At 59.1% G+C, this 22687-nt stretch carries 22 protein-coding genes; 11 read left to right on the forward strand and 11 right to left on the reverse strand.

Translation table 11 applies throughout. The annotated features are described in order from the left end of the window. Window positions 1-27: 27 nt before the first annotated feature. From rsmI to gshB, 3 genes are read left to right on the forward strand one after another with little or no spacing between them, the layout of a single operon-like run. Window positions 28-885, forward strand: a complete 858-nt coding sequence (rsmI, locus tag AC2FIM_RS06335) for a 16S rRNA (cytidine(1402)-2'-O)-methyltransferase (RefSeq protein WP_496676535.1) — start codon at window positions 28-30, stop codon at window positions 883-885. A gap of 1 nt (window position 886) precedes the next feature. After that, a complete protein-coding gene (locus AC2FIM_RS06340; protein ID WP_281995202.1) occupies window positions 887-1258 on the forward strand; it encodes a YraN family protein in 372 nt (123 codons plus the stop codon). 60 nt (window positions 1259-1318) lie between these two features. After that, a complete protein-coding gene (gshB, locus tag AC2FIM_RS06345; RefSeq protein WP_281995201.1) occupies window positions 1319-2251 on the forward strand; it encodes a glutathione synthase in 933 nt (310 codons plus the stop codon). Here gshB and AC2FIM_RS06350 read toward each other — a convergent pair. From AC2FIM_RS06350 to cobU, 4 genes are read right to left on the reverse strand one after another with little or no spacing between them, the layout of a single operon-like run. After that, complete coding sequence (locus tag AC2FIM_RS06350; RefSeq protein WP_496676530.1) at window positions 2248-3759, reverse strand: YifB family Mg chelatase-like AAA ATPase; 1512 nt, start codon at window positions 3757-3759, stop codon at window positions 2248-2250. The genes gshB and AC2FIM_RS06350 overlap by 4 nt on opposite strands. Window positions 3760-3804: 45 nt before the next feature. Then, window positions 3805-4689, reverse strand: coding sequence for a glutathione S-transferase (locus AC2FIM_RS06355; protein WP_271948375.1), 885 nt, complete (start codon window positions 4687-4689; stop codon window positions 3805-3807). A gap of 58 nt (window positions 4690-4747) precedes the next feature. After that, window positions 4748-5326 carry a histidine phosphatase family protein gene (locus AC2FIM_RS06360; protein ID WP_271948373.1) on the reverse strand — a complete coding sequence of 193 codons (579 nt, stop codon included), beginning with the start codon at window positions 5324-5326 and terminating at the stop codon, window positions 4748-4750. After that, window positions 5323-5844 (reverse strand): bifunctional adenosylcobinamide kinase/adenosylcobinamide-phosphate guanylyltransferase, encoded by a 522-nt coding sequence (cobU, locus tag AC2FIM_RS06365; RefSeq protein WP_496676526.1) that lies wholly within the window; start codon window positions 5842-5844, stop codon window positions 5323-5325. Before cobU ends, AC2FIM_RS06360 begins: the two co-directional genes overlap by 4 nt. Before the next feature lie 100 nt (window positions 5845-5944). Between cobU and AC2FIM_RS06370 the strand changes: the two genes are divergently transcribed. From AC2FIM_RS06370 to AC2FIM_RS06395, 6 genes are all read left to right on the forward strand, one after another. Then, window positions 5945-6823 carry an RNA polymerase factor sigma-32 gene (locus tag AC2FIM_RS06370; RefSeq protein ID WP_271948369.1) on the forward strand — a complete coding sequence of 293 codons (879 nt, stop codon included), beginning with the start codon at window positions 5945-5947 and terminating at the stop codon, window positions 6821-6823. Then, on the forward strand, window positions 6820-7635 hold the full coding sequence (locus AC2FIM_RS06375; protein WP_271948367.1) for a ChaN family lipoprotein: 816 nt from the start codon (window positions 6820-6822) through the stop codon (window positions 7633-7635). Before AC2FIM_RS06370 ends, AC2FIM_RS06375 begins: the two co-directional genes overlap by 4 nt. A 63-nt stretch (window positions 7636-7698) precedes the next feature. After that, entirely contained in the window at window positions 7699-8895 is a 1197-nt protein-coding gene (coaBC, locus tag AC2FIM_RS06380; RefSeq protein WP_496707982.1) for a bifunctional phosphopantothenoylcysteine decarboxylase/phosphopantothenate--cysteine ligase CoaBC, read from the forward strand. 15 nt (window positions 8896-8910) lie between these two features. Continuing rightward, a complete protein-coding gene (gene dut / locus AC2FIM_RS06385) occupies window positions 8911-9366 on the forward strand; it encodes a dUTP diphosphatase (protein ID WP_271948363.1) in 456 nt (151 codons plus the stop codon). Beyond that, entirely contained in the window at window positions 9366-10409 is a 1044-nt protein-coding gene (locus AC2FIM_RS06390) for a HesA/MoeB/ThiF family protein (protein ID WP_496676523.1), read from the forward strand. The genes dut and AC2FIM_RS06390 overlap by 1 nt, the downstream gene beginning before the upstream one ends. Before the next feature lie 59 nt (window positions 10410-10468). Beyond that, the gene (locus AC2FIM_RS06395) at window positions 10469-12484 is read left to right on the forward strand and encodes a M3 family metallopeptidase (RefSeq protein ID WP_496676520.1); all 2016 of its coding nucleotides are present in this window, start codon (window positions 10469-10471) and stop codon (window positions 12482-12484) included. Here the strand turns inward: AC2FIM_RS06395 and AC2FIM_RS06400 are convergent. The 6 genes from AC2FIM_RS06400 to AC2FIM_RS06425 are packed head-to-tail and all read right to left on the reverse strand — an operon-like array spanning window position 12481 to window position 19044. Continuing rightward, on the reverse strand, window positions 12481-13413 hold the full coding sequence (locus tag AC2FIM_RS06400) for a 2-hydroxyacid dehydrogenase (protein ID WP_496676517.1): 933 nt from the start codon (window positions 13411-13413) through the stop codon (window positions 12481-12483). The genes AC2FIM_RS06395 and AC2FIM_RS06400 overlap by 4 nt on opposite strands. A gap of 15 nt (window positions 13414-13428) precedes the next feature. Beyond that, window positions 13429-14568 carry a rod shape-determining protein RodA gene (gene rodA, locus AC2FIM_RS06405; RefSeq protein WP_271948355.1) on the reverse strand — a complete coding sequence of 380 codons (1140 nt, stop codon included), beginning with the start codon at window positions 14566-14568 and terminating at the stop codon, window positions 13429-13431. Beyond that, complete coding sequence (mrdA, locus tag AC2FIM_RS06410; RefSeq protein WP_496691765.1) at window positions 14565-16514, reverse strand: penicillin-binding protein 2; 1950 nt, start codon at window positions 16512-16514, stop codon at window positions 14565-14567. Before mrdA ends, rodA begins: the two co-directional genes overlap by 4 nt. Beyond that, window positions 16514-17047 (reverse strand): rod shape-determining protein MreD, encoded by a 534-nt coding sequence (locus tag AC2FIM_RS06415; RefSeq protein WP_496676512.1) that lies wholly within the window; start codon window positions 17045-17047, stop codon window positions 16514-16516. Before AC2FIM_RS06415 ends, mrdA begins: the two co-directional genes overlap by 1 nt. After that, complete coding sequence (mreC, locus tag AC2FIM_RS06420; protein WP_281972515.1) at window positions 17040-17942, reverse strand: rod shape-determining protein MreC; 903 nt, start codon at window positions 17940-17942, stop codon at window positions 17040-17042. The genes AC2FIM_RS06415 and mreC overlap by 8 nt, the downstream gene beginning before the upstream one ends. 55 nt (window positions 17943-17997) lie before the next feature. Then, the gene (locus tag AC2FIM_RS06425; RefSeq protein ID WP_142635599.1) at window positions 17998-19044 is read right to left on the reverse strand and encodes a rod shape-determining protein; all 1047 of its coding nucleotides are present in this window, start codon (window positions 19042-19044) and stop codon (window positions 17998-18000) included. 154 nt (window positions 19045-19198) lie between these two features. On the opposite strand from AC2FIM_RS06425, the gene rlmJ reads away from it, so the two are divergent. After that, window positions 19199-19984: a 23S rRNA (adenine(2030)-N(6))-methyltransferase RlmJ gene (gene rlmJ / locus AC2FIM_RS06430; protein WP_496676508.1), complete on the forward strand. Its 786-nt coding sequence runs from the start codon at window positions 19199-19201 to the stop codon at window positions 19982-19984. A gap of 181 nt (window positions 19985-20165) precedes the next feature. On the opposite strand, the gene AC2FIM_RS06435 is transcribed toward rlmJ, so the two are convergent. Beyond that, a complete protein-coding gene (locus tag AC2FIM_RS06435) occupies window positions 20166-21737 on the reverse strand; it encodes a 2-isopropylmalate synthase (protein WP_496676505.1) in 1572 nt (523 codons plus the stop codon). A 283-nt stretch (window positions 21738-22020) separates the two neighbouring features. Here AC2FIM_RS06435 and AC2FIM_RS06440 point away from each other — a divergent pair, with 283 nt between their 5' ends. Continuing rightward, window positions 22021-22686 carry an SDR family NAD(P)-dependent oxidoreductase gene (locus AC2FIM_RS06440; RefSeq protein WP_496676502.1) on the forward strand — a complete coding sequence of 222 codons (666 nt, stop codon included), beginning with the start codon at window positions 22021-22023 and terminating at the stop codon, window positions 22684-22686. The last annotated feature ends 1 nt before the right edge of the window (window position 22687 follow it).

Here is a 22687-nt window from a genome sequence, read left to right on the forward strand (position 1 = left end):
TAGACGTCACGCTGTGAGGGTCCAGCTTTGAATTTTCAAAAAGTCAAATTGGGCACGGGCCTGTATTTTGTTGCCACTCCGATCGGGGCGGCACGCGACATTACGCTCAGGGCGCTAGACGTGTTGGCGTCGGCGGACATGATTGCCGCCGAAGACACGCGCAGCCTGCGTCGGTTGATGGAGATTCACGGCGTTCCTCTCGAGGGGCGCCGCATCCTTGCCTATCACGATCACAGCGGTGCAGGCGCCCGCGGCAAAATCCTGGATGCGCTGAAAGAGGGGAAATCAGTGGCTTATGCGTCCGAGGCCGGTATGCCGTTGATCGCGGACCCGGGATACGATCTGGGACGACAGGCGGCCGAGGTGGGGCACACTGTCACCTGCGCGCCGGGGCCGTCCGCCGCGCTGATGGCGCTGACGCTGGCCGGTTTGCCGACGGATGCCTTTTTCTTTGCGGGGTTTTTGCCCAATGCCTCAGGCGCGCGCCGGACGCGGATCGAGACGCTGCGAGATGTGCCTGGAACGTTGGTATTTTATGAATCTCCGAAACGTGTGGCGTCCTGTCTGTCGGATCTGGCCGAGGTTCTAGGGGAAAACAGGCAGGCCGCGATGTGCCGCGAATTAACCAAGAAATTCGAAGAAGTTCGGCGCGGGTCGCTGGCAGAGCTGGCAGAAGAATTGGCGAGTCAGACGGTCAAAGGCGAAATTGTTCTGCTGGTAGACCGTGGGGCTTCGGAAACTGTTAACGATTCAGACATAGAAGAGGCTTTGATACGCGCCCTGGAAACTCATTCAGTACGCGATGCGGCGGATTTGGTGTCGCAGATGTATAAACTGCCGCGTCGACCGATCTATCAGAAGGCGCTGAAACTCGGGAAAGGGTAAGATGACCTCACGCACTGTCCGAAGTTCGGTTTCTTATCATGCGGGTCAGGCGGCGGAACAGCAGGTTGCGGCAGATTACGAGCGGCGGGGATATTCCATAGCACATCGCCGTTGGCGCGGGGCAGGGGGCGAGATTGATCTGATCGTCCGCAACGGTGACGGATTGGTTTTCGTCGAGGTCAAGAAAAGCACAAGCTTTGAGATGGCTGCTGCCCGGATCAAACGGCGCCAGATGGACCGTATCTGTGCCTCGGCCGCCCAATTTCTGGAAGGGGAACCCAACGGCCAGCTGACAAATGTTCGGTTTGATGCGGCTTTGGTGGATGCATTCGGCGCGGTGCAAATCATCGAAAACGCCTTTGATCAGGTCTGACCCCATTGAACCCCCGGCCTGGCTGGGCCATGTATCTGGCGTGAAACTGAGGGACACGCCATGAAAATTGCCTTTCAGATGGACCCGATCGGGGCCGTGGATATCAATGCCGACAGCTCATTCCGTCTGGCCGAAGAGGCACAGGCGCGCGGGCATACGCTGTTCTTCTACAGCCCTGACAAACTGGCTTATCAGGAGGGCCGGATCACGGCCCGCGGCCACGATATGACGGTGCAGCGCGTGGCTGGAAACCCGGCGGAATTGGGGCCCGAGCGCGAGGTTGATCTGGCCGAGTTCGACGTGGTCTGGCTGCGTCAGGATCCCCCGTTTGACATGCACTATATCACTTCTACCCACCTGCTGGACCGGCTTAAGGGACAGGCGCTGGTGGTAAATGATCCATTCTGGGTTCGGAACTATCCCGAAAAACTCCTGGTGCTGGATTTCCCTGATCTGACGCCACCGACAACCATCGCCCGCGATCTGCAGACGATTAAGGCGTTCAAAGAAAAGCACGGCGATATTATCCTGAAACCGCTTTATGGAAATGGCGGTGCGGGGGTGTTCCGGTTGGATGGCAACGACCGGAACCTGACATCTTTGCACGAATTGTTCACCGGGTTTTCGCGCGAACCTCTGATCGTTCAGAAATTCCTGCCCGATGTCAGCAATGGCGACAAACGGGTCATTCTGGTGGACGGTCAGGCTGTGGGTGCAATCAACCGTGTTCCCGCCAAAGGTGAAACACGATCCAACATGCATGTGGGGGGACGGCCCGAAAAGGTTGGTCTGACGGATCGCGATCTTGAGATTTGCGCAGCCATTGGACCTTTGTTGAAGGAAAAAGGGCAGGTTTTTGTTGGTATCGATGTAATCGGCGATTACCTGACCGAGATTAACGTGACTTCGCCAACCGGAATTCAGGAATTGGAACGGTTTGATGGCGTGAACATCGCAGAAAAGATTTGGCAGGCCATCGAAGCCAGGCTTTAAGATGCAATATTGGCGCTGATGCGAAAGCTCAGCGCCTCGGCCACATGGGGTCTTCGGACATCTGATGCGCCGTCCAGATCGGCAATTGTGCGCGCGACCCGCAAGATGCGGTGAAAGGCGCGCGCTGACAAACCAAATTTCTCAGCCGCTTTCAACAGCAGCTCTTTTCCTTCGGCATCCGGCGCGGCGATTTCTTCCAGCACATTGCCCTCAACATCCGCATTCTGGCGCGCGGACGTTCCAGTGTATCTTTGCGCTTGAACCGCACGCGCCTGCTCGACACGCGCGGCAACCGTGGCCGAACTGTCCCCGGATGGAGGCAGGTCAAGGTCGGTGAACCCGACCGGAGGCACCTCGATCCTCAGGTCGAACCGATCTATCAGCGGGCCTGAAATGCGCCCCAGATAATCCTCGCCGCAGACCGGCGCACGCGAACAGGCCCGCGCCGGATCTGTCAAGTAGCCGCATTTGCAGGGGTTGGCCGCGGCAACCAGCATAAAGCGGCAGGGATATTTCACATGCGCATTGGCACGCGCAATCATGACCTCTCCGGTTTCGATGGGTTGGCGCAGGGTTTCCAGAACGGTTCGTGGGAATTCGGGAAATTCGTCCATGAACAAAACCCCGTTATGGGCCAATGAGATTTCTCCTGGTTTGGCTCCTTTCCCTCCACCAACAATGGCTGCCATCGATGCCGTATGATGCGGTTCGCGAAACGGTCTGGTGCGGCTGATGCCGCCTTCGTCAAGCAGGCCGCACAGGGATTGGATCATCGAGGTTTCAAGCGCCTCGGTCGGTGTCAGCGGCGGCAATATCCCCGGCAGGCGCGCGGCCAGCATGGATTTCCCGGACCCCGGCGTGCCGATCATCATCAGGTGGTGCCGCCCTGCGGCGGCAATCTCCAACGCGCGTTTCGCCCGCTCCTGCCCTTTGACATCGCGCAGGTCGCGGGTGCTGGGGGAAAGGTTGATCTCGCCGGGCAGGGCAGCGGGCAAAGGGGCTTGGCCCGAGAAGTGGCGGACAACATCGCCCAAAGATTCAGCGCCGATCACCTGAGTAGCGTCAACCCAAGCCGCCTCGGCGCTGGAGACCCGAGGGCACAGCAGGGTTCGGTCCTCGGCCGCGGCGGTCATCGCGGCAGGAAGCGCCCCGACAACAGGCACAAGAGACCCGTCCAGTGACAATTCCCCCAGTGAAACGGCCCCTTCAGCCGCGTCCTTGGGAATGATTTCCAGGGCTGACAGCAGAGCCACCGCAATGGGCAGGTCGAAATGGCTGCCTTCTTTGGGCAGGTCAGCGGGGGATAGGTTGATGGTGATACGCTTTGACGGCAGGGCAATGGCCATCGAGCTTAGCGCGCTTCGGACGCGATCGCGGGCCTCTGAAACTGCTTTGTCGGGCAGGCCGACGATGGAAAAGGCAGGCAACCCCGGTGAAACCGCGCATTGCACCTCGACCGGGCGGGCGTCGACACCTTGAAAGGCGACTGTATGAGAACGAGCGACCATGAACGACCTGCTTGGTTAACAGGTCGTTACTGGCACGCCGCCGGTTTAGGAATCGTTAACGGCGCTGACCATCTGAGTGAATTTCGGCCATGCCTCCGGATCGGCGAGGGTTTTGTCGCGGCAGAACCGATTGCAGAATCCCCAGCGCAGACCGTCCAGGTCCAGAAAATCTGTGACAGGCTCTCCGGAATAGGGGCAGGTCTGGTTGACCGAGGGACCGCTCTGGGCGGCCACAGCAGACGATGCCCCGCCGATTGGCCAGGGATCCGATTGAAGGTCCAGCGAATACGGGAAAGGGTCGTACTGGACTGTCAGACCCATCGCACGCCACTGCCTGACAACCGGATCCGACAGGAGGGTCAGGCAATAGTCCCGGTTGGCGTCCGAAACAGGCAGCCCATAACCGATGATCCGCGCGGCAACGGGCGTGTAAAACACATCCACCAAAGAATATGTACCGAACAAAGGGCCGGTGTTCGCCCCAGACACTTGGCGCGCATGATCCCAAAGGGTTTCGATCCGGCGCAGGTCAGCAAGCGTTTCGGCCGCCGGTTCGAAACCCTTCCAACTATGAAGCAGCTGCATCGCGCATTCCCCGCGGAGGGCTGAAAACCCGGCCACCATCTCGGTGCAAAGCCACCGTGCAGTGGCGCGGGCAGCCGCGTCAGAGGGCCACAATCCGACCTGTGGGTGGCGCTCAGCCAAGGTCTCGGCCATGGCAAGGCTTTCACCAACCACAGTTCCGTCTGGCAGGCGCAGAGCAGGCACCAGACGCGCCGGGAACAGGGGTTTCATATCCTCGGCCATAGTGCCTGAATAAAGGCCGATCATGTGGTTTCGATAGGGCAGGTCGAACTTTTCCAGCATCAACCAACCACGCAAGGACCAACTGGAAAACAGGCGGTCTCCGATAAACAAATCATAGGTCATGGGTCTAGGATGACTCAGGCTATTCAATCCGTAAAACAGAGATTTGTGCGCGGCCTGATCACGGGCAGTGATTGATCCGACCGACCGACCAACCGTCGCCGTGATGAGTAATCTCAGTCACGGAAAGATTGTCGATCCGGTGGCCGAAAGCCTCTTGCGCGTCCACATCCATGGCACGCTGGACCTGTGTCAGGATGACGCCGAAATGGGCAACAATGATCAGGTCCTGGCCGGTGTGATCGCCAATCAACCTGTCAATAACCGCGTTGACGCGGGCTCGGACTTCATTCCAGCTTTCGCCGTTTGGCGGGCGAACTTCACCGGGATTGTCCCAGTAGGCGAAGGTTAGTTCGGGGTCTTCGGCCTCGATTTCCTCGAACCCGCGCAATTCCCAACTGCCAAAATTGATCTCTCGCAGGTCGGGGTGGTGGGGCAGGCGGTGCCGGGTGCCCTGTACCGCCGAAGCCGTGTCAACGGCACGGCACAGGTCGGATGAGATCAACAACCCGTTGGCCGGCAAGTAGCTTTGTAGCCGGCCAATGGCGGCGTGGTCGCTTAGGTCAGCAGGCAGATCGGACCAGCCGACCATGGTTTTGGCATGGGTCGGACCGTGCCTGACTAGATGCAGACGCGTCATGGCAGTTGCCCTTTCAACACCACAGGAAGCCCGGCGGTGACCTGAACCACCAGATCAGCCTGCGCGGCGAGCGCGATGTTCAGGCGGCCTTGCGCCTCGCGGAATTGGCGAGACAGGGCGTTGCCCGGAACGATCCCGTGGCCAACCTCGTTCGAGACGATGACGACCGGGGCAGGACAGTCTCGTAACGCATCAAGCAGTGCTGTCTGGGCCTGCTGCAGGTCGTGTTCCGCCAGCAGGTGATTGGTTAGCCACATGGTAGCACAATCTATCAGACAGATCTGATCCGGGGTCAGCTCGGCCAGCGTTGCGCCAAGGTCCAGGGGGGCCTCGATCGTGTCCCAACCGCTGCCGCGCTGTGAAACATGGCGCTTAACCTTATCGCGCATCTCATCATCAAACACTTGTGATGTGGCCAGATAAACGCGGCGTTTCCCTGATAAAACAACAAGTTGCTCGGCGAATGCCGACTTGCCTGAGGCTGCTCCGCCCAGCACAAAGGTTAAATCCGAACCCACGATCATTACCTTTTAAGTGATCCACCTGGTGTTGTTCTGCGTATCGACCATGGGTCGGCAAGGCAAGCCCGGGCCGCGCCAGCGAAAAAGGGAGATTTCCATGGCACTGGACAGCGCAAACGATTTCTCGATGTCGCGCAGGGCGATGAAGGCCGAGTTACTGGATGCAGAAACCGAGTTGAAGCTGGCCTATGCCTGGCGCGACCAGCGCGATGAAAAGGCGCTGCACCGGTTAATCACCGCCTATATGCGACTGGCAATTTCGATGGCGGCCAAGTTCAAACGTTATGGCGCGCCGATGAACGATCTGATCCAAGAGGCCGGATTGGGTCTGATGAAGGCCGCTGACAAATTTGACCCGGATCGCGGGGTTCGGTTCTCGACCTATGCCGTCTGGTGGATCAAGGCGAGTATCCAGGACTATGTAATGCGAAACTGGTCAATGGTTCGGACCGGGTCCACCTCTGCCCAGAAATCCCTGTTTTTCAACATGCGTCGCGTCCAGGCCCGGCTTGAACGCGAAGCGGCCACTGATGGGATGGCGCTGGACCGTCACCAGTTGCACCAGATGATAGCAGCCGAGATCGGTGTTCCGTTGCGCGACGTTGAGATGATGCAAGGCCGGCTGGCAGGGTCGGATTTCTCGTTGAACGCTGTGCAATCCACGGATGAAGACGGGCGCGAATGGATCGACGCGTTAGAGGATGAACGGGAACAGGCCGCTGAAACCGTTGAAAACAAGCACGACACCGAACAGTTGCGCGAATGGTTGGTGATGGCGATGCAGGCCCTCAACGACCGAGAGCGCTTCATCGTGCGCGAACGCAAGCTGCGTGAACCGGTGCGCACACTGGAAAGCCTGGGTCAGGAACTGGGCCTGTCGAAAGAGAGGGTGCGTCAGCTTGAAGCCGCGGCTTTTGTAAAAATGCGTAAGAACCTTGAAGCTCAATCGCGCGAGGTGCAACACTTCATCGCATGAAACAGATTGCGATTCTGATGTGTACGCTGATGGTTATGGCTGGGTCCGGTCATGCCGATGACCTGATCCCTGACGATGTTACGGCCGCGATGCGAATGGCAGACGTTGTTTTGTTGGGCGAAACCCATGACAATCCTCGCCATCATCTGGTTCAGGAACAGGCGATTACATTGATCGACCCCTCCGCCGTGGTCTGGGAAATGGTCACCGAGGAAGGCGCACAGCGCCTGGCGCAAAAAGCGGCGTCCGATCCCGAAGAACTGTCACGCATCCTGCGTTGGGCGGAATCCGGCTGGCCCCCTCTCAGCCTGTATTACCCGATCTTTCAGGCCACGGATGCGCCGGTCTATGGCGCAATGGTCCCGCGTAAGGCAGCGCGTACAGCGATGGAACGTGGCGCTGCAACTGCGCTGGGCGCTGACGCAGCGCGGTTTGGGTTGACCGTTCCTCTGTCAAAGGCGGAACAGGCGGCGCGCGAGGCTGACCAGATGGCGGCGCATTGCGATGCGCTGCCGGAAAGCGCTCTGCCGCAGCTGGTTGCGATCCAAAGGTTGCGCGATGCGGTGCTGGCACGGGCCATATTGCGTGCCGTTGACGAAACTGGTGGCCCGGTTGCAGTTATCACCGGAAATGGCCATGCGCGAAAGGACCGCGGTATTCCGACATTCCTGTCGCGTCTGCGTCCGGGTCTTAAAGTGTATGTCCTGGGTCAGTCTGAAGACGGTACGATCCAAGGGGACTATGATGCAGTCATCGACAGCCCCACCGTGGACCGAGAAGACCCCTGCCTGGCCTTTCAACCGCAGAATTAACCGCTGGAACTGTCGGGCGCGCTTGCCTAATGTCGGGGCCGACCGAGACGGGAAGGGCACAACATGCTGGCATCGAAACGGATTCTGCTGATCATTGGTGGCGGTATTGCTGCCTATAAGTCACTGGATCTGATCCGGCGACTGAAGGAACGCGGCGCCGCCGTTACGCCGGTCCTGACCCGCGCAGCAGAAGAATTCGTGACACCTCTGTCTGTTGCCGCGCTGGCCGGCGAGAAGGCCTATCGCGATCTGTTCGATCTGACCGATGAGGCCGAGATGGGGCATATCCAGCTGTCCCGATCTGCGGATCTTGTCGTGGTCGCTCCGGCGACTGCGGATTTAATGGGCAAAATGGCAGGTGGGTTGGCGAATGATCTGGCCTCGACCCTATTGATGGCGACTGACACACCGGTTCTGTGTGCGCCTGCGATGAATGTCCGTATGTGGGATCACCCGGCGACGCGTCGTAATTTTGAACAGTTGCAGGCGGACGGCATTCGTTTTGTCGGGCCGAACAAAGGCGACATGGCCTGTGGCGAATATGGTCCGGGCCGCATGTCGGAACCGCTTGAGATCGTCGCCGCGATTGAGGCATCGCTGGGCAGCGGACCGCTCAGCGGTAAACGCATTCTTGTGACCTCGGGTCCCACGCACGAGCCGATTGACCCGGTGCGCTATATCGCGAACCGCTCATCCGGGGCGCAGGGCACAGCGATTGCACGTGCTCTGTCTGCGTTGGGTGCAGAGGTTGTGTTTGTAACCGGACCTGCCGAGGTTCCTGCACCCGATGGGGTCGAGGTTGTGCGGGTTGAAACAGCCCAGCAGATGTCAGACGCGGTGGATTCAGCCTTGCCTGTCGATGCCGGGGTATTTGCCGCCGCCGTGGCGGATTGGCGGGTGGCCAGCGCGTCGGACCGCAAGCTGAAAAAGACACGCGACGGTCTTCCGGCGCTGGATTTTGCTGAAAACCCGGACATTCTGAAGCGGGTCGCCAAGCTGGACGATGGACGCCCCGCGCTAGTTGTTGGCTTTGCCGCGGAAACGGACAATGTGATCGAACATGCGACCGCCAAACGCGACCGCAAAGGGTGCGACTGGATCATTGCGAATGATGTCAGCCCGGGGACCGGGATCATGGGGGGCGCAGAAAACGCGGTGATCCTGATCTCCGATGATGGGGCTGAGGAATGGCCACGTATGGGCAAAGACGCAGTGGCAGAAAGACTGGCACACAAGATTTCCGACGCGCTGGCCGGTTAGACAAGAGGATATCCGATGGTAGCAATTCGTGTGATCCGTGAGGACGGGGCCGACCCTTCGGTGCCCTTGCCATCTTATGAAACCACCGGAGCGGCAGGCGCGGATGTGCGTGCAAACTTCCCGGACAAGACGCCGATCACGCTGCTGCCCGGTCAGCGGGCTCTGGTTCCCACCGGACTGCGGATTGAAATCCCAAAAGGGTATGAGGTGCAGGTCCGGCCCCGCTCGGGCCTTGCGCTGAAATACGGGATCACGCTGCCCAATACGCCGGGTACGATCGACAGCGACTATCGCGGCCCTCTGGGGGTGATCCTGTTGAACGCTGGGCAGGAGAGCTTTGAAATCACCCATGGGGAACGTATCGCCCAACTGGTCGTCGCCCCGGTGGTGCAGGCGTCATTCGAGGCCACGGATACACTCAGCGATACTGACCGCGGTGCAGGCGGGTTCGGTTCGACCGGGCGCGGCTGATGTTACTTGTCCTGATCATCGCCGCAGCGCTTTGGGGGCTCGGCTATCTGGCTGGCGTGTCACGCAATGCACGGATGATTTCGGTTGGGGTGTTGTTGCTGGGGGTAATCTCGGCACAGCTGGTTTTGCCCCTTGGTAACCCCCTGCGTCAGGCCACGGGTGGTTCTGCTGCGACCTGGTTGATTTTGGTTGGTACGGCGGTTCTGGTTCTGATCTATGGAAAGGGACTGAAAGCGCTGCGAAAACGCGCGGCGCCGGCCTCGAACAAGGAGCCAGCCATGCCCTCAGACAAATTCTCCGAGACCGAGCTTGACCGCTATGCCCGCCATATCGTGTTGCGCGAAATTGGTGGGCCAGGGCAGAAAAAGATGAAGCAGGCCCGCGTGCTTGTGATCGGCGCCGGGGGGCTTGGGGCGCCCGCTTTGCAGTATCTGGCTGCGGCCGGGGTCGGCACGATCGGGGTGATTGATGATGATGAGGTTGAGAACGCCAATCTTCAGCGTCAGGTGATCCACCAGGATGCGGATATCGGCATGCCCAAGGTTTTTTCGGCCCAGCAGGCCATGCTGGCGCAAAACCCGAATGTGGTTGTTCTGCCCTATCACCGCCGACTGACCGAAGAGGTCGCCACCGAGCTATTTTCCGATTTTGACGTCATCCTGGACGGAACTGATAATTTCGACACGCGCTATTTGGCCAATCGCACGGCGGTCGCGTTGGGCAAGCCGCTGATTTCGGGGGCTCTGTCGCAATGGGAAGGCCAGCTCAGCGTTTTCGACCCGGCCAACGATGCGCCTTGTTATCAGTGCATTTTCCCCGAGGCTCCGGCTCCAGGTCTGGCCCCGTCCTGCGCCGAGGCTGGGGTGATCGGCCCCTTGCCTGGCGTCGTCGGTTCGATGATGGCTGTTGAGGCGATCAAGGTGATCACCGGGGCGGGTCTGGCACTGATGGGTGAGATGCTGATTTACGACGCTCTCTATGGCGAAAGCCGCAAGATTACACTGCCTCGCCGTGCAGATTGCCCCGTTTGTGGCAAAGGATAACCCCCCTGCTCTGGATCGAACGCGCCGTCGTTCTTAGGTAGGGGACAAAGGAGACTTCAATGACCAACCCGATTCTGTCCGCCTGGACCAGCGCGTTCGAAATTGCACCGTTCGACACGATATCCGACACGGATTTCGCCCCGGCCCTGGACGCGGCCATGCAGGCCCATAACGCTGAGATTGGCACGATTGCCTCTAACCCGGAGGCCCCGACTTTTGCCAACACGGTCGAAGCGCTGGAAGCTGCAGGAGAGATGATGGACAAGGTTCTGTCGGTATTCTTCACGGTCGCGGGCGCAGACAGCAATCCCTTGCGTGAGGAGTTGCAGCGCGAATTTTCACCCAAGCTGGCCGCGCATTTCTCGGGGATTTCGTCCAACAAGGCGTTGTTTCAGCGGGTTGCCGATCTGTGGGCGCGCAAGGATGAACTGGGCCTGACGGATGAGCAGGCACGCGTTCTGATGCTGTCGCATCGCGGGTTTGTGCGCGCTGGTGCGGCGCTTGAGGGAAACGAAGACACGCGGATGCAAGAGATCAAAGCGCGGCTTGCCTCGCTGGGGACGTCCTTCACCCAGAACCTTCTTGCCGATGAGCGCGATTGGTTCATGGAATTGTCCGAAGATGACCTACAGGGGCTTCCTGATTTTGTGGTCAATTCTGCCCGGGCAGCGGGTGAGGAAAAGGGTGCAAAAGGACCGGTTGTCACCCTGTCCCGGTCACTGATCGTACCGTTTCTGCAGTTTTCACCGCGCCGGGATTTGCGCCAGAAAGCCTATCGCGCATGGACTGCCCGGGGGGCAAATGGCGGCGAGACTGACAACCGGGAAATTGCCGCCGAAATCCTGCAGTTGCGTCAGGAACGTGCAAAGCTGCTGGGCTATGAAAGCTTTGCCGATTTCAAACTGGAAACCGAAATGGCCCGCACGCCCGACCGCGTCCGTGATCTGCTGATGCAGGTTTGGGAGCCTGCCAAAACGCGCGCCAATGCTGATGCCGAAATCCTGACGCAGATGATGCAGAATGATGGGGTCAATGGGCCCTTGGAAGCGTGGGACTGGCGTTACTACGCCGAGAAACGCCGCAAGGCTGAACACGATCTCGATGAGGCGGCGCTGAAACCGTACCTGCAGTTGGATCGCATGATCGAGGCCTCTTTTGCCTGCGCGAACCGTTTGTTCGGGCTGGAATTCAAGCAGTTGGACATACCGCTGTACCATCCGGACTGCCGGGCCTGGGAGGTGACACGGAACGGGCAACATATCGCGGTGTTCATTGGGGATTACTTTGCACGCGGCTCCAAACGGTCAGGCGCTTGGTGCAGCGCGATGCGCGGGCAGGCAAAGTTTCCCAAGGTGCAGACTCCGGTCGTGATCAACGTCTGTAATTTCGCCAAGGGTGATCCGGCGCTGCTGTCTTACGACGACGCTCGGACTTTGTTCCATGAATTCGGCCATGCGTTGCACCAGATGCTGTCGAACGTGACCTATGAAAGCATCTCGGGCACCTCCGTTGCGCGCGACTTTGTCGAGCTGCCCAGCCAGCTATACGAACACTGGCTTGAAGTCCCAGAGGTTCTGGCCGAATTCGCCACTCATGCCGAAACCGGCGCGCCGATGCCGCAGGAGATGCTAAAGAAAGTGCTCAAGGCCGCCAATTTCGATCAGGGGTTCCAGACTGTAGAATATGTGGCCTCGGCGCTGGTTGATCTGGCCTTTCATGAGGGCGCAGCGCCCGACGAGCCGATGGCGAGACAGGCAGAAGTTCTGGCGGATCTGGGAATGCCCGCGGCAATCGGGATGCGCCATGCCACGCCGCATTTTGCGCATGTGTTTGCTGGTGACGGCTATAGCGCTGGCTATTACAGCTATATGTGGTCCGAGGTCATGGATTCAGACGCCTTCGCCGCGTTCGAAGAGGCGGGGGGCGCCTTTGATTCCGAACGCGCAAAAGCGCTGGAGGAAAATATCCTGTCCACCGGCGGTTCCCGCGAAGCCGAAGAACTATATCTGGCCTTCCGCGGTCGTTTGCCGGGGGTCGAGGCCCTGCTGAAGGGGCGCGGCCTTATCGCAGCCTAATATCCCAATTCGCGGTCAACGAGGTGCAGAAAAGGCTCGCCCGCCTCACCTCTGCGAATATTATCACTGATCACCTGCGCCGATGTAACGGGGCGGGTTTCAGAGGCAATGTGAGGCGTCACCGTGACGTTTGGATGCGTCCAATACGGGTGGTTCGCAGGCAGCGGTTCGACCCGGAAAACATCCAGCGTTGCGTGACCGATCTGGCCCGTATCCAGAGCTGCCAGCAAGGCTAAATCGTCGATCAGCGGTCCTCGGCCCGGGTTGATGATATGCGCACCCTTGGGCATCAGGGACAGGGTTTCGGCGTTCAGTGTGTTTTCCGTGGCAGGCGTATCGGGCAGCAATAAAACCGCGATCTCGGCCTGTGTCAGTGCCGCACGCAACCCATCCTCACCGTGAAAGCAGGTGACCCCGGGGATGGCCTTGGCCGAGCGGCTCCAGCCGGTAACGTTGAACTTCAGTACAGACAGCGCGCGGGCTGCGGCCTCTCCCAATGCGCCAAGGCCCAGGATGCAGACGGTTCTGTCCGGGGCCAGCGGTGGTGGATCTGGGGCCCAAACCCCATCCTGAACCGTGATGTGCCGGTCCATACCCAGATGATAGCGCAGCACGTGACCGACGACCCATTCGGTCATTCCCTGCGTCAACCCGTGGTCCACCATTCGCGCCAGCGGCACGGTCAGAGTGTCATTCTCGACGATGCTTTCGATCCCAGCCCAAAGGCTGAGCACGGCCTTGAGGCGGGTGTAAGGTGCAAAATCCCGTAAGCCGCTATTGGGCGCATAGACGACGTAATCCACCTGATCTGGTTCAAACTTGGTGCCTAGCTGAAACGCGACCCCGGCATTAGTCAGGTACTGTGTCATCAAAGGTTGATACACGGGCCATAGTTCGGGGCGTGCCGAGAACAGGATGTTTGCAGTCATAACAGGCCTTTCGGATCAGCGGGGGCGGTGAATATGGGCACTTTGGACGATGCCGAAAGCTGCCATCAAAACCAGCATGGCCGAACCGCCATAGCTGACCATCGGCAGGGGAACTCCTACGACTGGGGCCAAGCCCATGACCATCGACATGTTCACGGCAAAGAATAGGAAGAAGTTCAGTGCGATACCCAGCGTGACCAAAGAGGAGAACCTGTCCTTGGTTGTCAGGGCCGTAACCAGGCAAAAGATCAGGATCAGCCCATAGAGAACCAGCAGGGTGATGCCGCCGACAAATCCGAATTCTTCGGCCAGCGTCGTAAAGATGAAATCTGTGTGTTTCTCGGGCAGGAAGTTCAGGCGCGATTGTGTGCCCTGCATGAACCCGCGCCCGTTCCAGCCTCCGGACCCCAGCGCGATCTTGGATTGGGTGATGTGATACCCCGCGCCCAGCGGATCGGTGGAGGGATCAAGGAAGGTGTCGATGCGGCGGAACTGGTAATCCTTGAGCAACTGCCACTCGGTTCCGCGGCTGTTGAAGACCGTGGCGATCAGACCGACACCCGCGGCGATAACCGCAGCGAAATAGGCCCAGTGAACGCCGGCCAGAAACATCAGGCCTCCCCCCGCCGCCAGCAGCAGGATCGAGGTGCCGAGATCCGGCTGGCGCAACACCATGAAGGTGGGGATCAGGATCAGGATGACAGGGATCAGAACCCAAAGGGGGCGTGACGTTTTATGCGATGGGAGCCAGTCGTAATAGGCCGCAAGCACCATCACCAGTGCTACTTTCATCACCTCTGATGGCTGCAGGCGCATGAACCCCAGGTCGATCCAGCGTTGCGCGCCCATGCCAACCGTTCCGAACAACTCGACCACCACAAGTAGAGCGATCGCGGCCAGATAAGCCAGAACCGACATATTTCGCCAGAACCAGATCGGGACCAGTGCCACAATGAACATCGCGATCAAGCCCAACCCAAAGCGTTCCATCTGAGGTTCGGCCCAAGGGGTCCATGATCCACCCGCCACCGAGTACAGCATCAGGAACCCTGCGCTGGCCACGCTGATCAGCAGCAGGGTCAGGGGCCAGTTCATATACAGGAACTTGCGGAACCCCGATGGCGTGGATTTGACGGCATATTCAAGATAGCTCATGCGCGGTCCTTCTGGGGCGGACGCGCTTTGGGGCGGCGGTCGCCCTCCAGCCGTTTTTGCTGTTCCTTGATACGCTCACGATCGGCGGCCGGATAGGCTTCGAGTGGTGGCGTACCGTTGTACAGCGCCTGCAGCATGATATCCCGTGCAACCGGTGCCGCGGCCTTCGACCCCCCGCCGCCATGTTCCACCACGACGGCTACGGCGTATTTCGGGTTGTCATAGGGGGCAAAGCTGACGAACAGCGCGTGGTCACGGCGTTCCCACGGCAGGTCTTCGTTGCGGATAACGCCAGCCGCACGTTCTGCCTTGGTGATATTGCGGACTTGGCTGGTGCCGGTCTTGCCCGCCATACGGAACTCATCCGAGATGATACGGCTGCGATAAGCCGTGCCGCGCCGGTCGTTCGAGACCGAAAACATTGCCTTGCGGACATATTCCAGATTAGTCCGATTGACCGCGAGCGGTTCCCCCGCGCCCGAGGGTTGTTCAACCCCATTGACCGAACGCACAAGGCGTGGCGAGACCGCACGCCCAGTTGCAATCCGGGCTGTCATGACGGCTAGTTGCAGCGGTGAGGCCAGCATAAAGCCCTGACCGATTGAGGCATTGGCAGTGTCACCTACCAGCCATTCTTCGCCGTGGACACGCTCTTTCCAAGCCTGATTGGGGGCAAGCCCTGCAGCCACTGCGGACATCGGGATATCGTGTTTCACGCCCAGCCCAAAGATACGAGCCATGTCGGAGATATTGTCGATGCCTGTGCGCAGGGCAACGTCGTAATAATACACATCGCAGCTGCGTTTCAGAGACAGACCAAGATCAACCGTACCATGCCCGCCGCGTTTCCAACAATGGAACCGGCGACTGCCGACTTTCAAGTGGCCGGGGCAGTAAACAGTGTTTCCAGGACCGATGACCCCAGCCTCAAGCGCTGCCATGGCAGTGATCATCTTAAAGGTCGAGCCGGGTGGATAGGTGCCCTGTACTGTCTTGTTGGCCAACGGGCGATAGTTGTCTTGTGTCAGAGCCCGGTAATCGGCAACCGAGATTCCGCGCACAAAAAGGTTGGGATCAAAGCTGGGTGCGGAACTGATGGCGCGGATATCACCGGTCTCACAATCGATCACCACTGCTGCGGCGCTTTCACCAGCCAAACGGGCCTGAGCGTATTGTTGAAGATCGGCATCGACCGACAGTTGCAAATCGGCCCCGGCCAAACCTTCTTGACGGTCAAGTTCACGCATCACGCGGCCGGTGGCGTTCACTTCGACGCGTTTGGCGCCTGCTTTGCCACGCAGACTGATTTCCTGTTTGGCCTCAAGCCCGACCTTGCCGATCTGAAAACGGGGAATGCGCAGAACGGGTTCCGGATCTTCTATCTGACTGAGGTCGTAATCGCTGACCGGTCCGACATAGCCGACGATATGCGCGAAATCCTCATATCTGGGATATTGCCGGGTCATCCCGACCTCGGGTGTGACACCGGGCAGGGCGGGGGCGTTGACGGCAACTTTCGAGATATCTTCCCACGTGACTTGATCGGCCAGAGTGACCGGCAGGAACGGGGCCGATCTGCGCATTTCGGTCATGGCGCGTTCGACCTCATCCTCGGTCAGTGGGATCAGTTCAGAAAGCTTGGAGATGACGGATTCAACATCGCCCGCATCTTCGCGCACCATGACGATACGGTAGGACGGAGAGTTTTGCCCGATGATCTGCCCATTGCGATCGTATATTCGACCACGTGTGGGCGGGATCAGGCGGATGTTAATCCGGTTTTCCTCGGCCAACAGGCGGTATTCGTCAGCCTGATCTACCTGCATAAACCGCATCCGGGCGGCCAGACCTCCGATAAAAGCGGCTTGCAGGCCTCCAAGGATCAGCGCACGGCGTGGCAAACGTTTATAGGCGAGGCCCTGTGACTTAGGTTTGCGTTGTTTCATTACCGCCCTCCCGACAGGCCAGGGTCAGAAGGTGCGACACGACGCACACCAAAACCGTTCTGACTGAGCAGAACGATCAATGGGTAGATCCCGATTGTCAGAACCACTTGCACCACGACCATCCCCAATGCCGCTTGTTGCACGGACAGAATAGCAAGAATGACGCGATTCAGGAAAAAAACAGCTGTGATCACGACGGCAACGGTGGTCCATTCGCCCAAAAAGCCCGCGTCGCGCAACCCGGGAGTTGCGGACCGAAGATAGGCAGTACCCAACACAACAAGCGCGGCCAGCAAGCCGGGGGGACGTTGAAACAGAAGGTCGGCTGCCAGCATGATCAGGGCGACCAGCAGGGTTGGCACATATTCGGGGCGCCGCAGAACCCAGGCAAAGGTCAACGCAATCAGGAAATCCGGAAACGGCCAGCGATCCGGCTGCGTGTCCAGTGGCAGCAGGTGCAGGAACAAGACCAGCAGCGCCATCAGCAGATACAGGCCACGTTTGAGCCACAGATTGGATGCGGCACTATCCATCGCCGGTCTCCGTCGGTGTCAGTGCCGCTTCGGGTTGGCGTGGGCCGACAATTCCTCCGGGGTCCTGAATAAGTGGCGCAGACTGATAGCGCAGCACTCTTAGAAATTTGAGCCGTTCAAAATCTGCAGACAGCCGCACCCGGAGGCGGCCACCCGGATCAGCGGTAATCTGACCGATCAGCAGGCCGCCAGGAAAAACGCCGCCATCCCCCGAAGTCACAACCCTGTCGCCCGGGCGCACCAGTTCGCGGTTCTCCAGAAACTCAACCACAGGCGCGGCGGTGTTGTCCCCGGCAATCAGAGCGGTCTGCCCCGACGGTTGAATCGTGGCAGGTATCGCGCTGGATGCGTCGGTCATCAGGATCACCCGTGCGGTATCTGGACCAACACCCGAGATACGACCGACAACGCCAATCCCGTCCATGGTGGCCCATCCATCCATGATTCCGTCACGCTCGCCCACGTTCAACAGAACCGACTGCCGGAACGGAGAACCGCTATCGGCCATGACGACCCCGGTAATATAGGTCAGGCGCGGATCGAGACGCACATTGTTTAGATCCAGAAGCCGGGCATTTTCCTGCTCAAGTTGCAGTGCGGCCTCTTTCCAGGCGCGCATCAGACGCAACTCGCTGCGCAATTCCTGGTTCTGCTCGCTCAGGCGTTGATAGCTCTGAAAATCCCGTGCCAGATTGACCGCAGCGGTAACCGGAACCATCGCCCAATCCATCGAGGGCACCACGTTGTCGACAACCTGCGCCCGAAACCGTTCGACGCGAGGGCTGTCAATGCGCCAGACCAGAAAGATGCCCAGAAGGCACAGAACCACAATCCCCAGCAGCAGACGGCGGAGCGGGGTGGTGTATTCATCGCGCTGTGATCGGTCCTTTGCCACAGGACTCCTTCCCGTGCTGCTCGCGCCCGAATGTACCCATTAGAGGGTGCGCGCCTTAGCTTTCGTAGTCAATCGCGTGGCGCAGCTGTTTTTCGTATTCCAGTGCCTTGCCGGTGCCCAAAGCCACACAGTTCAGGCTTTCATCCGCAATCGACACGGCCAGACCTGTCTGTTCGCGCAGTGCCAGATCCAGATCGCCCAGCAGCGCACCGCCACCGGTCAGCATCACGCCGCGGTCCACGATATCTGCGGCCAGATCAGGCGGCGTAGTTTCAAGTGCGGTCATAACGGCTTCGCAGATTGCCTGAACCGGTTCCGACAGGGCCTCGGCGACCTGCGCCTGGCTGATCTCGATTTCTTTGGGCACGCCATTCAACAGATCGCGGCCACGGATATGCATCGACTGGCCACGTCCGTCATCAGGCATACGGGCGGTTCCGATGGTGGTCTTGATCCGTTCGGCGGTGGATTCACCCACCAACAGGTTCTGCTGGCGGCGCAAGTATGAGATAATCGCCTCATCCATTCGGTCTCCGCCAACGCGGACCGAACGGGCATAGACAATGTCGCCCAGCGACAGAACGGCAACCTCGGTGGTGCCGCCGCCGATATCCACGACCATGTTGCCGGTCGGGTCAGTGATGGGCATTCCTGCACCAATAGCCGCAGCGATGGGTTCGGCGATCAGGCCCGCCCGGCGAGCGCCTGCGGACATAACCGATTGGCGAATGGCCCGTTTTTCAACAGGCGTAGCACCATGGGGGACGCAGACAATGATTTTGGGCTTTGAGAATGTGGAGCGTTTATGCACCTTACGAATAAAGTGCTTGATCATTTCTTCAGCGGTGTCGAAATCCGCAATCACGCCTTCGCGCATGGGGCGGATCGCTTCGATCGAACCAGGGGTTCGGCCCAGCATCAGCTTGGCATCCTCACCGACGGCGAGGACTTTCTTAACCCCATCCTTGACGTGGTAAGCCACAACTGAAGGTTCCGACAGGATCACACCGCGCCCTTTGACATAAACAAGCGTATTTGCTGTTCCAAGGTCGATCGCCATGTCCGCTGAGAACAAGCCGCCCAGATTGCCAAAGATGCCCATGTTGTACTGATCCCGTTCGTCAGAATTTCTACTGCCCGCGACTCGACGGTTCCGGGACGGATGTCTTATAGGGTGCCATCTCGCCCGGTAAAAGGGCTGATTCCGCGTAACTCAGCACCTTTCCGCCTTATTGAGAGGGACTTTAGAAGGCAACATGCTCTCTTATCAACACATTTACCACGCCGGGAATCTGGCTGATGTTCAAAAGCACGCTCTTTTGGCATGGGTACTGGACTATCTGACGCGAAAAGATAAGCCGATAACCTATCTGGAAACCCATTCCGGGCGTGGCCTGTACCAGCTAGACGCAGCAGAAGCCGTGCGCACAGGCGAGGCAGCCGTAGGTATCAAGCGAGCGCAGCGCGAAGGGTGGTTCCCAGCAGATCATCCTTTGTCTCTGGCGTTGGCCAAGGTCCATGAACGGCACGGAGAAAACAGCTATGCCGGTTCGCCGCTGATCGCGGCCAACCTGCTGAGGGGGCAGGACAGCCTGCATTTCGCAGAGCTGCACCCGCAGGAATACGCGGCATTGTCGATGACCATGTCCCCCTTTGGGGCAAAGGAGTACAAACAGGACGGGTTTGAGCTGGCGCAGTCGTTGCTGCCACCAACGCCGCGGCGCGGGATGCTGTTGATTGATCCCAGCTATGAGGTGAAGGCGGATTATGACCGGCTACCGGGCGTGATCTCAAAACTGCACCGTAAATGGAATGTGGGCGTCATCGCGCTGTGGTATCCGATCCTGACCGATCAACGTCAGGCCCCGATGGTTGCCGCGTTGAAGGCGCAGGGCTTTCCCAAGGCGATCAGTCATGAAGTCCGGTTTGCACCTGCGCGGGAAGGTCATCGAATGGTCGGATCAGGGATGTTCCTGCTGAACGCGCCCTTTGGCATCCAAGATGAAATGGATCGCTTGTCTCAGCTGTTCAAAGGGCTGTGACGCCAGTCTGATTTCGGACCACAGGGTTCTCCCGCCCCATTTGCCAGCATCTAAAGATGCCATCAAACGTGTTGGGCCCGGCAGCGCGCCGCAGGCGCGCTGCCGGGCCCAAAGCCGCAAGGGCGTCCGGCGTAGCCGGGCACCCGCGGGTGCGGGAGCCCTTGGGAGTGTCATCCGGCTGTCAGGTCAGGTCCTTATAGCTGATTTCACGCGTGTCTGCACCTGGCCCGGCCTTTTCACGGCGCATGATCAGGCGGTTCAGTGCGTGGATATAGGCCTTGGCGGATGCCACGACCGTATCGGTATTCGCTGACTGACCGGTGGCGATCATGCCGTCCTCTTCCAGCCGAACCGATACGGTTGCCTGCGCATCAGTACCCTCGGTCACAGCATGGACCTGATACAGTTGCAGGCGGGCGGTGTTGGGATAGATTCGGCGAATGGCTTTAAAGGTGGCATCGACTGGACCGTCGCCATGTTCGGTCGCGACAATGTCCTTGCCATCCACTTCCAGCTCGACCGTCGATTCCGCCTGACCGCCGGTGCCGCAGGTGACTTTCATCGAAACCAACTGCAGGTGATCGTCGGCCTCATCATCCTGGCTCATCAACGCGATCAGGTCGTCGTCAAAAACCTCTTTCTTGCGGTCGGCCAGATCCTTGAACCGCACGAAGATGTCCTTGAGCTGATTGTCTCCGACCTCAAAGCCCAGCGTTTCCAGCTTATCGCGCAATGCAGCCCGGCCCGAGTGTTTGCCAAGCGGCAAAGAGGTGCCCGACAGGCCGATATCTTCAGGGCGCATGATCTCGAAATTCTCTCGGTTCTTCAGCATGCCGTCCTGATGGATTCCGCTTTCATGCGCAAAGGCATTCTTGCCGACGATGGCTTTGTTGAACTGAACTGGGAAGCCCGCAACCGTCGCAACCCGGCGCGAAATATGCATGATCTTGGTGGTATCAATGCCAGTGTGCCACGGCATGATGTCATTGCGGGTGCGCAGCGCCATCACAACTTCTTCCAGCGCAGTATTGCCCGCACGCTCGCCAAGGCCATTGATGGTGCATTCGATTTGACGCGCACCACCAGCGACAGCCGCCAGAGAGTTCGCCGTCGCCATGCCAAGATCGTTGTGGCAATGGGTGGCAAACACCACCTCATCCGCGCCCGGAACCGTTTCGATCAGGCGCTTGATCAGGTCAGCGGATTCGACAGGTGCCGTGTAACCGACAGTGTCGGGGATGTTGATCGTCGTGGCACCGGCCTTGATCGCGATCTCGATCACACGGCACAGATAATCCCACTCGGTCCGGGTCGCATCCATCGGCGACCACTGTACATTTTCGCACAGGTTGCGGGCGTGGCTGACGGTTTCGTGGATCTTGTCAGCCATCTCGTCCATGGTCAGGTTCGGAATGGCACGGTGCAGTGGAGAAGTGCCGATGAAAGTGTGGATGCGGTTCTTGCCAGCGTGTTTGATCGCCTCCCAGCAGCGGTCGATATCAGCGAAATTCGCACGGGCCAACCCACAGATGCGGCTGTTTTGTGATCGCTCGGCAATCTCGCTGACGGCTTTGAAGTCGCCTTCTGATGCGATCGGGAAACCGGCCTCGATGATGTCGACACCCATCTCGTCCAGCAGTTCCGCGATTTCCAGCTTTTCGGCATGGGTCATGGTCGCGCCGGGGCTCTGCTCGCCGTCGCGCAAAGTGGTGTCAAAGATCAAGACGCGGTCTTGGTCGGTCACATTGGTCATGGGATTCTCTTTCTTCTTCTGTCCTAAAGCCTATGGCGCGCGGGCGTCCTCCTCTGAGCGGGCGCGCCGGGTGGCACGCTCAGAGGCGGATTAGGATCAGTAGGCCACGCAGAGACGCACCGCAGGGGGCGGTGTCGGCAACAAGGATATCTGCGCGGTTGATCATGGGGTTGAGCTTATACAGCGCATGCGGGGAATGAAAAGTAGGAATTTCATGCAGACGTCAAAACCTGCACGAATCGTGACGGTTGATTGCCGAGTGAAGACCGCTAGTTGATCCGGAATGGAGAAAGCTCTCATCATAGGTGCCTCGGGTGGTATCGGTGCCGCGCTGCAAAGGCTGTTGACCATGCAATCCGTAGACGTAACCACCTTGTCGCGTTCTGCTGATGGTTTCGACCTCACGAATGTCGAAGCTGTCGGCCCGGCTCTGGAAGCATTGCAATGCCCGTTTGACATGATCTTCGTTGCGACGGGTGCTTTGGAAATCAATGGTGCACAGCCAGAGAAGTCCATCAGATCAATTTCAGCGCAAGCAATGATGGACCAGTTTGCCCTGAATGCGGTTGGCCCGGCCCTTGTGCTGTCACAGGCCGCGCGGCTGTTGCCACGGGAAAGGCGATCTGTCGTGGCGGTGTTGTCCGCCCGCGTCGGATCAATCGGAGATAATCGGCTGGGGGGATGGATCAGCTATCGGGCCGCAAAAGCGGCGGCCAATCAGATCGTGCGCACATCCGCGATTGAGCTGGCCCGCACCCACAAACAGGCGATCTGTGTGGCCCTGCATCCGGGCACAGTGCGTACAGAATTCACGCGCAAATATGTCGGGCGACACCCGGCCGTTGAATCGGATGAAGCCGCGCGAAACCTGCTGAGCGTCGCCAAGGCACTTGTGCCCGCAGACACGGGCGGGTTCTTCGACTGGGCTGGAAAACCTGTGCCGTGGTGAG

It is taken from the genome of Ruegeria sp. CDSC052, from assembly GCF_059610685.1.